This window comes from Sphingobium sp. FG125 (assembly GCF_057809795.1).
On record NZ_JBMDKQ010000002.1, the window covers coordinates 101087 to 114356 of the forward strand.

Below are 13270 nucleotides of genomic sequence, written 5' to 3' on the forward strand. Positions count from 1 at the left end.
GAAGGCTGCGTTGCGCGGCGAATGAGGGGATGAGAATTTATGACCCAGGTCATGAAGGGTGTGCGCGTACTGGAAGTGGCGCAATTCACCTATGTACCTGCCGCAGGGGCGATCCTGGCCGATTGGGGCGCGGACGTCATCAAGATCGAGCATCCGGTGCGCGGCGACACGCAGCGCGGGTTCCTGAACATGGGCGGGGTGACGCTCGATCCACTGCGCCATACCCTGTTCGAACATCCCAATCGCGGCAAGCGCAGCGTGGGCATCGACCTGTCGACGGCTGAGGGACAGGAGGTATTGTACGAGCTGGCCAAGACGGCCGACGTGTTCCTGACCAACTACCTCCCCCAGGTGCGGCAGAAGAACAGGTTTGACATCGAGCATATCCGTGCGGTCAACCCGAACATCATCTATGCCCGTGGCAGCGCGCTGGGCGACAAGGGGCCTGAGCGGCTGGTCGGCGGGTTTGACGGCACCTGCTTCTGGTCGCGCAGCGGGGTCGCCTATGCGATGACGCCAGAGGAGATGCCCGGTCCGTTGACGCAGGGGATCCCCGCCTTTGGCGATTCGATCGGCGGCATGTTCATCGCCGGGGGCATTTCTGGCGCGCTGCTCCATCGTGAAAAGACCGGCGAGGCGACCGAGGTGGACGTGTCGCTGCTGAGCGCGGCCTGGTGGGCGTCGGGCGCGCTGATTTCGCAGGTGATGGAAACCGGGATCGAGACGCGCAACGGGATGCCGGTATCGGGCGGATCGCTGCGCAACCCGTTCATGGGCAATTTCCGTACGTCCGATGGCGGCACGATCAACCTGTGCATGGTCAGCCCGACCGGCCTGATCGCCGACACCTTCGCGCATGTGGGCGTACCCGAAGCCGCGGACGATCCGCGCTTCAAGGATGTGCTGTCGCTCATTGAGAATGCAGGCGCGGCAAGCGACATATTGGTCAAGGCGTTCGCGCAAAAACCCTTCGCCTATTGGCGATCGCACCTGAAAACGTTGAAGGGCCAATGGGCGCCGGTGCAGAGCTTTGCCGACCTGTTGACCGACGAACAGGCGCTGGCCAACGACATGATCATCGAGGTCGAGGGAGCCGATGGTGGCAAGCCGTTGCGGCTGGTCCGTGGCCCGGTGCAGTTTGACGGCAAGCCGCTGGAAACGACCCGCGCGCCCCAGGCATCCGAGCATACCGAAATCGTGCTAATGGAACTGGGCGTCGAATGGGACCAGATCGAACAATGGAAAGCCAGCGGCGCAATTGCGTAACGCTTTGAAAGGCAGGATGGACATGAAGCCCGGAACGAAACTGAAAAGCGCGGTGTGCCACACCGAAGTGATGGTGATCCGCTGCGGCTCAGGCGGCATAGAGTGCGGCGGCGCGGCGATGGGCGAGGCGAAGCCCGATGCGATCGGCACGCCGGACGCGGCCTTTGCCGCCGGCACGCTGATGGGCAAACGCTATGTCGATGCGGCGGGGACGTTCGAGCTGCTCTGCGTCAAGCCGGGCAAGGGATCGCTGTCGGTCGATGGCGTGGCGCTGAGCATCAAGGATGCCAAGCCCCTGCCCGCGTCGGACTGACAATACCCCATGAACATCGCCCTTTTTCTGGAAATGGCCGCCGATACAGCGCCCGACCGTATCGGCCTGGTCTGTGACGGTCAGCGCTGGTCCTATGCCGATCTGCTGGCTGGCGCGCGCGGCGCGGCGGCGCTGATCCGTGACAGCGGCTGCGCCCATGTCGCTTTGCTTGACGAGAGCAGCGAGGCGGCGGCAATGGCGCTGTTTGGCGCAGCGCTGGCGGGTGTCCCCTATGTGCCGTTGAATTACCGGCTGGCGGACGCGGACCTTGGCGCGCTGCTGGAGCGGATCACCCCGGCGCTGATCGTGGGCGATGTCGACCGGGTAAGGCGACTTTGCCCGGCGGACAGCAATGTGGTGCTGACGCGCGCGGCTTTTGTCGAGGCCGCCCAGGCGCGCGCTGTCGATGCACCGAGCGAGGGCGAGGATGGCGAGGGCATCGCGATCCAGCTATTCACCAGCGGCACCACCGCTGCGCCCAAGGCGGCGATCCTGCGCCACGCGAACCTTGTATCTTATATATTGGGGACGGTTGAATTTGCTGCCGCACCCGAAGAGGATGCGGCGCTGGTCAGCGTGCCGCCCTATCATATTGCAGGCATCGCCGCCTTGCTCAGCTCCATATATGCGATGCGGCGGATATTGATGCTGCCCGCTTTCTCGCCTGAAGCCTGGCTCGATCTGGCTGCGGGCGAAAGGGCGAGCAATGCCTTTGTCGTGCCGACCATGCTGGCGCGGATCATCGAGGCGATGGCGAAGGGGCATCAGCCAGACCTGTCGGCGCTGCGCGCGATCGCTTATGGTGGCGGCAAGATGCCGACCGAATTGATCCATCAGGCGCTGGACCTGTTCCCGGCGACCGGCTTCACCAATGCCTATGGGCTGACCGAGACCAGTTCGACCATCGCCCTGCTGGGACCGGACGAACATCGCGCGGCGCATGGATCGGACGATCCGATCGTGCGCGCGCGGCTGGGATCGGTTGGCCGACCGCTGCCGACCGTGGAAATCGAGATTCGCGACGAGGATGGCGCGGTGCTGCCGCCGGGTGAGCCAGGCGAAATCTATGTGCGCGGCGAGCAGGTGTCGGGCGAGTATAAGGAACGTAGCGCGCTGGACGCCGACGGCTGGTTCCCGACGCGCGACGCGGGCTATATCGACGCGGACGGCTATCTGTTCCTGTCGGGGCGGGCCGACGATGTGATCGTGCGCGGGGGCGAGAATATCTCGCCCGGCGAAATCGAGGATGTCGTCATGACCCATCCGGCGGTGGCAGAAGCCGCGGCGGTCGCGATTCCTTCGCACGAATGGGGTGAGGCGGTCGGGCTGATCGTCGTGCCGCGCGCGGGGCATGATGCGCCGGGCGAGGAGGAATTGAAGCAGATGGTGCGCGCCCGGCTCCGATCCTCGCGCGTGCCGGAACGGGTGCTGTTCGCCGACGCCCTGCCCTATAATGAAATGGGCAAGCTGTTGCGGCGGGAGATCAAGAAGCTGTTTGCCGCCTGACATGCCGCGCCCGCTGTCCCTGCCGCTGGCTGGATGGGCGGAAGGAGAGTTGCGGGCGATGGGGATGCCTGCGGCGCTTTCCGGCACGATGCTGATGGGTGAGCGGGCGGCGCTCAACCGCTTTGTCGTGCCGGGGGCGGTATCGGCGGGGGGCGGATGCCGCCTATATGCGACGCGGGACGGGCATGTTGCGCTGACGCTGGCGCGGCATGACGACCGGGCGATGCTGCCTGCGCTGTTTCAGGATGACGGACTTGATCCTGACGATGAGGCGCAGATTGTCGCGACCTTTCGCGCGCATGATGGTGCTACGCTGGTGGCGCAGGGGCGGATGCTGGGGCTGGCGATTGCGCGTTTGGGGGAAGTGCCGGTGTCGCCGCCCTGTCAGGTCACAGCGGAGGGAGCCTTGAAGGCGCGGACGAGGCCCTTGCTGGTCATCGACCTGTCGGCTCTGTGGGCTGGGCCGCTGGCTGCGCATCTGATCGGCCTGACCGGCGCACAGGTGGTGAAGGTCGAGAGCCGCAACCGGCCCGACCGGATGCGCGAGGGCGACCCGGCGCTGTTTGCGCGGATCAATCAGGACAAGGCGAACGTGGCGCTGGACCTGCGCGAGGGTGCGGATCGGGAAGCGTTGCTGGCGCTGATCGCCCAGGCCGATGTGGTGATAGAGGCGGCACGGCCACGCGCCTTGCCGCAGTTGGGGATCGACGCCAATGCGCTGGTGCGGGCGGTGCCGGGGCTGGTGTGGATGACGATCACTGGCCATGGCGCGACGGGCGATGCGGGCGACTGGATCGGTTTTGGCGATGATGCCAGCGTGGCAGGTGGGTTGAGCGATGCGCTGCTTACCGCGAGCGGGCGGGTGGGCTTTGGCGGGGATGCCTGCGCCGATCCGCTGACCGGCATCCATGCCGCGCGGCTGGCGCTGGAGCAGGTGCGCGACGGACGAGGCGCACGAATGATCCTGTCGATGAGCGCGATCGTCGCCATGGCGCTGGACAGCGAAAGACGGCGCGACGAGAAGGCGCTGATGGTGGATTTGCAGGCATGGGGTGCGGCTCAGGGGGAGGCTTTTCCGGTGACGGATATGCGTCCCGCCGGGCGCGTGGCGGCGATGGGGCAGGATAACGACGCTTGGCTGGCGCAATGCTGATCCGGCGGGCGGAGATGGGCGGGCCGACGCTGTTGGACGTGCGGATTGCAGGCGGGCGGATCGTCGCGATGGGGCAGTTGGCGCCGGTTGACGGCGAGCGGGTGATCGAAGCGGCGGGCGGGGCGTTGCTGCCGGGCTTGCATGACCATCATATCCATTGCGCCGCGCTGGCGGTGGCGCGCGAGTCGGTAGCGTGCGGGCCGCCCGATATAGTGGACGAGGATGGTCTGGCGGCGGCGCTGGCCCGGCCCGGTGACGGCTGGCTGCGGGGCATCGGCTATCATGAGAGCGTGGCCGGGATGCTGGACGCGGCGCGGCTGGACCGCTGGGCGGGCGCGCGGCCGGTGCGGGTGCAGCATCGGTCGGGGCGGATGTGGTTCCTGAACAGCGCGGCGATGGCGCTGTTGCTGGGCGATGGGCCAGTGCCGCCTGGGCTGGACCGGGCAAGCGGTCAGTTGTTCGATGCCGACCCATGGTTGCGCGATCGGCTGGAGAGCGTGCCGCCCGATTTCGCCGCGATCGGGACGGAGCTGGCGGCGATGGGAGTGACGGGGGTGACAGATATGTCGCCCACCAATGACGGGGCGATGGCGGCGCATTTTGCGGCTGAGCATCAGGGCGGTCGGCTGCCGCAGCGGGTGGTGCTGGCCGGGACGCTGGGGCTGTCAGATGCGCCGCCCCTGCCCGGCATCGCGATCGGACCGGCCAAGCTGCATCTGCATGAGGAGGCACTGCCCGATTTTGACGATTGTGTGGCCTTCCTGCGGGGCGGGCATGATCGCGGGCGGGTGGCGGCGATCCATTGCACGACGCAGACCGAGCTGGTGTTCGCGCTGGCGGCGCTGGGAGAGGTCGGGGTGATGCGGGGCGACCGGATCGAACATGCGGGCGTGACGCCGGACACGCTGCTGGCGGACATGGCAAGCATGGGATTGCACGCCGTCAGCCAGCCGCATTTCATCGCCGAACGGGGCGACCGCTATCTCGCCGATGTCGATGTGCGTGACCGGCCCTTCCTCTATCGGCTGGGCGCGTTCGTGCGGGCGGGCGTGGTGCTGGCGGGGGGGAGCGATGCGCCCTTTGGCAGCGCCGATCCCTGGGCAGCGATGCGCGCGGCTGTGTCGCGACGCACGGCGGCGGGCGCACTGGTCGGGGTGAACGAGGCGCTGACGCCGGAGCAAGCGCGCGACCTGTTCCTGGCCGATCCGGTCGATCTGTCGCGAGTGCGTCGGGTGGAAGTGGGCGCTCCGGCTGATCTGTGCTTGCTGGACCGGGGCTGGAATGAGGCGCGTCGTCGGCTGGACGCGGGAGATGTCAGGCTGACGATGATCGACGGGTCAATCGTCCATGATGGCGTCGATCAGGCCCCAATCGAGTGCCGTCGCGGCGCTGATCCGGCGGCCTGACAGGATCATCAGTGCCGCGCGTTGCCGCCCGATCCGGCGCGATACCGACACGCAGCCGCCCGCGCCGGGGATGATCCCCATCGCCAGTTCGGGCAAGTGGAACCAGGCGCTGGCACTCGCGGTCAGGCGGGTGGCGAAGGCCGCCATCTCCAATGCGGAGCCGACGCACGCACCCTGCACATGCACGTCGAGCCGGTCGGCGCAGCCTATGATCGCATGGGCGGGGAGCGTGACCATACGGATGGCGTGGGCGGTCGCGGGATCGCGGGTGGTGCCGAATTCGGACAGGTCTGCGCCGACCGAGAAGCTGCGCCCTGCCCCGCGCAGGGAGATGCGGGCAATATCGCGGTCCAGCGCCGCCAGAGCGAACGCCTCGCGCAGGCCATCGCGCATGGGGCGGTCGATCGCGTTATGGGCGTGGGCGCGGTCGAGCGTGATGGTGAGATGGTCGTCGGTGCGATTGAGCCGGACTGCGCCGGGCGGAGCGACGGGCGCTGGGGTCCGAGTCGCAAGCCATTGCGCGTGGCCTTCGCTGCCCTGAAGCAGCCCATAAGCGAGCGACTCGGCGACTAACGCAGCGGCGGCATCCATGCCCGCGATCAGGCGCAGCAACTGGACCAATATGGTGGCGGCCTGCGGCTGGGCGGTGATGGCGGTAAGAATCATAGTGAGCGATGCAGGCGGCTCGATCAGCAGATCGACATCTTTGGCACGGGGGTGGTCGGGGGGACCGATGCCGATCAGCGGACAGGGCGGCAGGTGCCATAGCGTGGCGTCCTGCACTGTCGCCAGATCCACAATTGCATGGGATACGCCGTCCCCGTCCCACGGAATTGTGAGCAATTGCGGGTCGATCGGGGCGGCGGGCGACGTCATGACCGGCAAGCTAGAAGGCTGGGCCGCGGTCGCAAACCGCCCTGCCCGATTGATCGCCATGGCGTTGCCCTGCGTATCTGAACTGGTCTTAAAATCGGGTAGGTCATCCCTTCACCACCGCTCCCTGAAAGGCATCGCACGCGACATAAACGAGAGTATCTCATTTTTAATTGACAGGTCCGCCGCGTTAGTGAACACTACTGTTCATAAACCGGAGGAGAGGACCATGGCTCAAGTCGAGTCCAACAAGGCTAAGATCGCCAAGCGCGTCATCGAAGTGCTCGAATTCTTCGATGAGGATCATCCCCAGGCTACCGTGATGGACATTGTCCGCCGGTTCGACCGTCCCCAGTCCAGCACGTCTGAACTGCTGTCGAGCCTTGTCGACCTTGGCCTGCTGCACAAGGATCCCTGTTCGCGTTCCTATTCACCCACCCCGCGGGCCGCGATGCTGGGGGCTGCCGTTCAGCCCAAGCTGGTGCGGGATGGCGCGCTGACGGGCCTGATCGACCGGCTGTCGGCGCAGACCGGGCTTGGCGTGGCCGTGTTCGGCATGGTCGGCCTGAAGGCACAGGTGTTCAACTGGCGCGTTGGCAAGCGGACCTTCCGCACTGCCGGTCCCGCCGGTTTCTGCGGTGGCCAGCAGGATCATCTGACCGATAGCGCCGCTGGCTGGCTGTTGCTGTCGACCATCGCCCAGCCGCGTCGCGACGGCATGATCCGTCGCCTGAACGCCGAAGCAAGCGCCGACCGCAAATTCCTGCCCGCCGAAATGGCGGCGCAGGTCCAGGCCTGCCGCGACCATGGCTTTGCCAGTGGCAAGGCGGGCTTCGGGTCGATTGCCGATGTCACCGCCGTGCTGTTGCCCAACATGCCCGACGGCCAGCCGCTGGCCATTGGCTTTGTCTATGAGCCGTCCGACCAGATCGATGCCGATAGCCTGCTGCGCACCCTGAACGAGGCCGTCCGTCGCTGCGTCGAGGAACCGGCACCCGCGCCTGTCTCCCCACTGTTCGATGCAAGCCGCCAGACGATGGAGGCCAAGCATGGCTGATGTGAAGGACAAAGCGGACGAAGGCCTGGCCGCTTCCGCGCGCAAATATTGGTCGGCCGAAGGCTATACCGAGGGCGGCGTCATCCGTGAGGTCGATTATGCGTCCCAGTCCGGCGGGCTGGACCCGTCGCTGGCGGGGATCAAGATCGTCGATACCGACACGCATATCACCGAAGCGCCCGACCTGTTCACGTCGCGCGCGCCCGCCGCGCTAAAGTCCAAGGTTCCCTATGTGAAGCTGGACAATGACGGGGTGGAACGCTGGTATGTTGGCGACCGCAATTTCGGGTCGATGGGTGGCAACGTCATCCGCGCCGACAATAACAAGCTGCTGGGACGGCTGGCTTTCCCCAAGCTGGAGCAGGCGCATCCGGGTGGCCACCTGATCAAGGAACGGTTGCAGGCGATGGACGATATGGGCGTCTACGCCCAGATCGGCTTCCAGAATTCGGGCGTGACCCAGGCCGGGTCGTTGATGTCGCTGGGCGATCCCGATCTCGCGCTGGCCATCGTCCAGATGTATAATGACGCATCCGCCGAATATCAGCAGGTGTCGGGCAACCGTATTTTCAACATGGGGCATCTACCCTTCTGGGACCAGAAGGCGCTGGAGACCGAAGCGCGCCGTTGTTACGACATGGGTATCAAGGGCTTTGTCCTGCCCGATACGCCCGAACGTGTTGGCGTGCCGAGCTTCCTGCACGATTATTGGACGCCGTTCCTGGAGATGTGCGAAGCGACCGGTATGCCGCTCAACTTCCACCTCAATTCAGCGGTCGATCCCAATACGCTGACATGGGAAGGCTTTGGCTTTGAACAAACGCTGTCGGTGGTGGCGACGATGTTCTCGATCGGCAATGCCGCGACGCTGGGCAACTGGATGGTGTCGGGACGGCTGGACCGTCATCCCAAGCTCAAGATCGGCCTCATCGAAAGCGGCATGGGCTGGCTGCCCTTCGCGATCGAGGCGCTGGAGCATCAGTTTAACGAGATGCTGCCGACCAAGAAAGGCCTACTCAACAAGCGGCCATGGGAATATTTCCGCGACCATTTCTGGGTCACCTTCTGGTTCGAGAAGGTCGGTCCCAAGCTGCTGCTGGAAACGATCGGCGTGGACAAGGTGATGTTCGAAACCGACTTCCCGCATCCCACTTCGCTCTATCCCGGCGTGCAGGCGCATGTCGTCGATGTGCTGGGCGGCTATGACTATGCGGTCAAGAAGAAGGTGTTGCAGGACAACGCGACGACCATGTATAATTTGCCCTTCTGATTGAGGGCATAATCGGGGCGCTCTATCCCTCTCTCCAGAGCGCCCCGTTTTTTGGCGATCATGTCCTTGGAAAGTTGCTATTGGCGCTTTGAATAACGCCCATCCTCCCCTGCAAGGGGAGGTGGATGGCCGAAGGCCAGACGGAGGGGTGTCGCCCTATCCTGAGGGTGACACCCCTCCACCATTCGCTTCGCGAACGGTCCCCCTCCCCTTGCAGGCAGGGCTATCGCATATGAAATTTACCGTTGGTGTGGAGAAGTATCTAGCAAAGTTTCCGTTCGCCCTGAGCCTGTCGAAGGGCCGTTTTTTCTTTGTTCCAAGCTTCCGCGCCAAGAAAAGGACAGTCCTTCGACAGGCTCAGGACGAACGGATTTTTCATATGCAATTCCCCTGCCCTTGCAGGGGAGGATTTTGGTGCCGTGCCGGATCAGGCGCGGGCGGCGGTGATGATCACTTCCACCTTATAGTCGGGCGTTGCCAGTTTCGCTTCGCCGGTGGCGCGTGTGGGGGCCGCGACGTCAGCGATCCAGGCGTCCCATACCGCATTCATTTCCGCAAAATCAGCCATGTCGGCCAGCCAGATGGTCGCGCGCAGGATGTGCGCCTTGCTGCTGCCCGCCAGCGCAAGCAGGCGCTCGATCTCGGCCAGAGCGCTATGGGTCTGGGCGGTCACGCTATCGCCTTCGCCGACCTGACCGGCCAGATAGACGGTGTCGCCATGAATGACCGCTTCGCTCATGCGCGGGCCGGTTTCGATGCGGGTAATGGTCATGGGGTTTTCTCCTTGAAAATCAGCGCCAGTAGCGCGCCAGCGCCAGATCGGCGGTTTCGATCGCGGGGGCATGGCCGCTGATCAGGTCGGCGATCACCTGCCCGGACCCGCAGGCCATAGTCCAGCCCAGCGTGCCATGGCCGGTGTTAAGGAACAGATTGTCGATCGGCGTGGCCCCCACCACTGGGGTGGAATCCGGCGTCATCGGCCGCAGCCCACTCCAGAATGTCGCTTTGCTCAGATCCCCCGCGCCAGGGAACAGCGTGCCGACACTATGGTCGAGCGTGTCGCGGCGCGCCTGCGGCAGGTCGTTGGTATAACCCGACAGTTCCGCCATGCCACCCACGCGGATGCGGTCGCCCAGCCGGGTGATCGCGACCTTGTAGCTTTCATCGAGCAGGGTCGAGACCGGGGCGGCATCCGGCTGCACAATGGGGACGGTGATCGAATAGCCCTTTACCGGATAGACGGGCAGGCGCAAGCCGAGCGGGACAAGGAGCAAGGGCGAGAAACTGCCCATGGCGACGAGATAGGCGTCCCCGGTGATGGGGCCATCGTCAGTCACGACATGGGTGATGTGCCCGGCTTCGCGCGCCAGTCCCTTTATCGTGCGCCCCATCAGGAACTGGACGCCGCGCGCGCGCGCCATGTCCGCCAGCGCATTGGTGAATTTGAAACAGTCGCCCGTCTCGTCATTGGGCAGGCGCAGGCCGCCCGCGATGGGCGAGCCGCTAGCGGCGAGGCCCGGTTCGGCGGCCAGGCATCCAGCGCGGTCCAACACCTCGAACGGGACATTGTCGGCGCGCAGCACCTCTATATCCTTGGCGATGCCGTCGAGCTGCTTTTGTTCGCGGAACAGTTGGAGCGTCCCCTGGCTGCGTTCGTCATAGCTGATGCCAGTGGTGGCGCGCAGGGCAATCAGCTGGTCGCGGCTATATTCGGCGAGGCGCACCATCCGCCCTTTGTTGATGCGATAGTCGGCCGCGTTGCAATTGCCCAGCATCGCGATCATCCAGCGCAGCATCGCCATGTCGACATTGGGGCGCAGGATCAGCGGGGCGTGTTGCATGAACAGCCAGCGCAGCGCCTTGGCCGGGATGCCGGGCGCAGCCCATGGCGACGCATAGCCGGGCGAGATTTCGCCGGCATTGGCGAAGCTGGTTTCCTGCGCCACGCCAGTCTGGCGGTCGATCAGGACGACGTCATGGCCAGCCTGCGAAAGATACCAGGCGGAGGTGACGCCGATGACGCCGCCGCCCAGAATGACGACCTTCATGCCGTGATGCTCCTGTCGGGGGTGACGACCGGCGCGGGCAGATAGGTGCGCGCGTAGCGGTGGCCGAGCCGGGTCAATATTTCGTAGCTGATCGTGTCGGCCTGCGCCGCGACATCGTCGATCGTCTGGTGCGGGCCGATCAGTTCGACCGGCGCACCGGCGTGAAGCAGCGCATCGGGGACGTCGGTGACGTCGAGCGCCATACTGTCCATCGACACCCGCCCGACGATCGGCACGCGCACGTCGCCGATCCAGGCGCTGCCCCGATTGCTCAGGTGACGCGGCCAGCCATCGGCATAGCCGACCGAAACGGTGGCAACGCGCGACGGGCGGTCGAACCGGTGGGTCAGGCCATAACCGACCCCTGCCCCCGCATCGACGGTGCGGAGCTGGACGATGGTGGCGTCGAGCGCGACGACTGGCTGCATCGGATTGGGCTGGCCATGGGGCGCACCGCCATAGAGGGCGATCCCGGCGCGGACGATATCGCCATGACCCACACCCGGTGTCATCGCGCCGCCCGAATTGTCGATCGAGCGGGGGATGCCGGGAAACTGGCGGGCGATGGCGTCGAAGGTGGCGCGCTGGTGCGGGTTGAAGGCGTCGTCGGGATCATCGGCGCAAGCGAGATGGGTCATGACCAGCCGCAGGTCTATGCCGTCAAGCCGCTCCGGCTGGTCGCGGAGCGTTTTCAGGTCGTCGGGGGTCAGGCCGAGGCGGGCCATGCCGCTATCGACCTGGATCACGCCTGGCAAGCGGCGGCCCTGCGTGCGGGCAAGGGCGGCCCAGCGATCAATCTGTTCCAGCGCGTTGAGGACCGGCACCGCGCCGATCGCGGCGCAATCCGCTTCCGCACCGGGCGGCAGGCCGTTGAGGATATAGAGGGTGGTGTCGGTCGGCAGATGCGGTTTCAGGGTCACCGCTTCGCACAGATGGGCGACGAAGAAATGGCGGCAGCCTGCGGCATAGAGGGCAGCCGATACCGGGGCGGCGCCCAGCCCATAGGCATCCGCCTTGACTACGCCCGCCACGCTGGCGGGGGCGACATGCCGGGCGATCAGCCGATAATTAGCGACCAGCGCGCCAAGGTCGATGCGCAAATGTCCCGCCGTCCCATGCTGCATCGCCATTCCCTTTCCGACACCGCCGCAGTGTAAATCACGTTTGTGCGAATATCCACGCAATGAGCGGATGATTATTCGATATTTTCCGCTTATATCGCAGATTGTTTCAGGGAATTTGCATATATGGCCATGTCCTTCGACAATATGGATCGCGCGATTCTGCGCCTGCTCAAGCTGAACGCGCGGCGATCCAATGCCGAGATCGCGGCGGAGGTCGGCCTGTCGCCATCGGCCTGCCACCGCCGCATCCGCCAATTGGAGGCCGAGGGCTATATTCGCGGTTATACGGTGGTCGCGGGCGGGCGCGACGACAATAGGCTGGTCAATGTGTTGGTCCAGGTAACGCTCGATCGGCAGACCGAGGATCATCTCGCCCGTTTTGAACATGCGGTGCGGCAATGCCCGGAAATCCGCGAATGTTTCCTGATGACCGGCGCGGTCGATTATTGGTTGCGGGTCGAGGCGGACAGCGTGGACGCCTATGAGCGTATCCATAGCGAGATATTGTCGCGGATGCCCGGCGTAACCAGGATCAATTCCAGCATCGCCATGCGCGACGCGCTGCGCCCGCGCCGCAGCAAGGGGTGAGAGGCTGGACAAGGATAGCGTATAGGTTGGATCATGCGATTTCGCAGTCTCGACCTTGATTTGCTGGCGGTGTTTGAGGGGCCGATGCATCTGAGAGTTTGTCTCGAAATGCGCCTCCGGCGCATCCGCACCAGCCCTCACCCCCACCCGACCTCCCACAGAGTGTATCCTGAATGGGAGGTCGGGTGGGGGTGAGGGCTGGTGCGGCAACCGAAATGCGCTCTTCCGCGCATTTCGAGACAGCCTCTGAGCCAGCCTGCGATGAGCGCGGCGCTGATGGTTGTGCGGCAAGGCAGTGGAGATTTTCCTGCCCGACGGAACGATGATTGCGCAGGTGCCATCGCCCCGCTTGGTGGAGGGCAAGCCCGCCAATGTCGGGATTGGCCGCCCTGCGCTGCACAGAGTGCTGGCGACCGGACGCAGGCCAGCGGAGCGATCGTCAGTCTGGGCGTTCCAGCAGAGGCGATCGAGGACGATGGCGTGGTCTACGCCCGCTTGAAGGGCTGCTAGCCTAGAGACCCTGGCACAAAGGACATATTGTCCTGCCGGGTGACGGCGTGCAGGCGACGAATTCGCGTTTGGGGCAATGGGCGGGCATCTCGGCGCGGACAATATGGCCTATGGCCGCAACCTCATCGCAGACTGGTTCGCTGAAACTTTAGGAGG

The 13270-nt window shown here is 65.0% G+C and carries 13 protein-coding genes; 9 read left to right on the plus strand and 4 right to left on the minus strand.

Annotation, left to right across the window (positions count from 1 at the left end; translation table 11 throughout):
- Window positions 1–39: 39 nt before the first annotated feature.
- From ACODSR_RS02240 to ACODSR_RS02260, 5 genes are read left to right on the plus strand one after another with little or no spacing between them, the layout of a single operon-like run.
- Window positions 40–1266, plus strand: a complete 1227-nt coding sequence (locus ACODSR_RS02240; protein WP_489073334.1) for a CaiB/BaiF CoA transferase family protein — start codon at window positions 40–42, stop codon at window positions 1264–1266.
- A 22-nt stretch (window positions 1267–1288) separates the two neighbouring features.
- Window positions 1289–1579, plus strand: a complete 291-nt coding sequence (locus ACODSR_RS02245; protein ID WP_489073654.1) for a hypothetical protein — start codon at window positions 1289–1291, stop codon at window positions 1577–1579.
- A 9-nt stretch (window positions 1580–1588) separates the two neighbouring features.
- Window positions 1589–3085 carry a class I adenylate-forming enzyme family protein gene (locus ACODSR_RS02250; protein WP_489073336.1) on the plus strand — a complete coding sequence of 499 codons (1497 nt, stop codon included), beginning with the start codon at window positions 1589–1591 and terminating at the stop codon, window positions 3083–3085.
- Window position 3086: 1 nt separating this feature from the next.
- The gene (locus ACODSR_RS02255; RefSeq protein WP_489073338.1) at window positions 3087–4238 is read left to right on the plus strand and encodes a CoA transferase; all 1152 of its coding nucleotides are present in this window, start codon (window positions 3087–3089) and stop codon (window positions 4236–4238) included.
- Window positions 4232–5644, plus strand: coding sequence for an amidohydrolase family protein (locus tag ACODSR_RS02260; RefSeq protein ID WP_489073656.1), 1413 nt, complete (start codon window positions 4232–4234; stop codon window positions 5642–5644). Before ACODSR_RS02255 ends, ACODSR_RS02260 begins: the two co-directional genes overlap by 7 nt.
- Here ACODSR_RS02260 and ACODSR_RS02265 read toward each other — a convergent pair.
- Window positions 5576–6580 (minus strand): enoyl-CoA hydratase/isomerase family protein, encoded by a 1005-nt coding sequence (locus ACODSR_RS02265; protein WP_489073340.1) that lies wholly within the window; start codon window positions 6578–6580, stop codon window positions 5576–5578. The genes ACODSR_RS02260 and ACODSR_RS02265 overlap by 69 nt on opposite strands.
- Window positions 6581–6746: 166 nt before the next feature.
- Between ACODSR_RS02265 and ACODSR_RS02270 the strand changes: the two genes are divergently transcribed.
- Both ACODSR_RS02270 and ACODSR_RS02275 read left to right on the plus strand, forming a co-directional pair.
- Window positions 6747–7574 carry a helix-turn-helix domain-containing protein gene (locus tag ACODSR_RS02270; RefSeq protein ID WP_489073342.1) on the plus strand — a complete coding sequence of 276 codons (828 nt, stop codon included), beginning with the start codon at window positions 6747–6749 and terminating at the stop codon, window positions 7572–7574.
- Entirely contained in the window at window positions 7567–8844 is a 1278-nt protein-coding gene (locus ACODSR_RS02275; protein ID WP_489073344.1) for an amidohydrolase family protein, read from the plus strand. The genes ACODSR_RS02270 and ACODSR_RS02275 overlap by 8 nt, the downstream gene beginning before the upstream one ends.
- Before the next feature lie 427 nt (window positions 8845–9271).
- On the opposite strand, the gene ACODSR_RS02280 is transcribed toward ACODSR_RS02275, so the two are convergent.
- Genes ACODSR_RS02280 through alr form a run of 3 tightly spaced genes read right to left on the minus strand, consistent with a single transcriptional unit; the run spans window position 9272 to window position 12022 of the window.
- Window positions 9272–9616 (minus strand): RidA family protein, encoded by a 345-nt coding sequence (locus tag ACODSR_RS02280; RefSeq protein ID WP_489073346.1) that lies wholly within the window; start codon window positions 9614–9616, stop codon window positions 9272–9274.
- Window positions 9617–9635: 19 nt separating this feature from the next.
- Window positions 9636–10892 (minus strand): D-amino acid dehydrogenase, encoded by a 1257-nt coding sequence (locus ACODSR_RS02285; protein ID WP_489073348.1) that lies wholly within the window; start codon window positions 10890–10892, stop codon window positions 9636–9638.
- Window positions 10889–12022 (minus strand): alanine racemase, encoded by a 1134-nt coding sequence (gene alr, locus ACODSR_RS02290; protein ID WP_489073350.1) that lies wholly within the window; start codon window positions 12020–12022, stop codon window positions 10889–10891. The genes ACODSR_RS02285 and alr overlap by 4 nt, the downstream gene beginning before the upstream one ends.
- 117 nt (window positions 12023–12139) lie before the next feature.
- Here alr and ACODSR_RS02295 point away from each other — a divergent pair, with 117 nt between their 5' ends.
- Together ACODSR_RS02295 and ACODSR_RS02300 are read left to right on the plus strand one after the other, a co-directional pair.
- The gene (locus ACODSR_RS02295) at window positions 12140–12604 is read left to right on the plus strand and encodes an Lrp/AsnC family transcriptional regulator (RefSeq protein WP_489073352.1); all 465 of its coding nucleotides are present in this window, start codon (window positions 12140–12142) and stop codon (window positions 12602–12604) included.
- Between the two features lie 261 nt (window positions 12605–12865).
- The gene (locus tag ACODSR_RS02300) at window positions 12866–13114 is read left to right on the plus strand and encodes a hypothetical protein (RefSeq protein WP_489073354.1); all 249 of its coding nucleotides are present in this window, start codon (window positions 12866–12868) and stop codon (window positions 13112–13114) included.
- The last annotated feature ends 156 nt before the right edge of the window (window positions 13115–13270 follow it).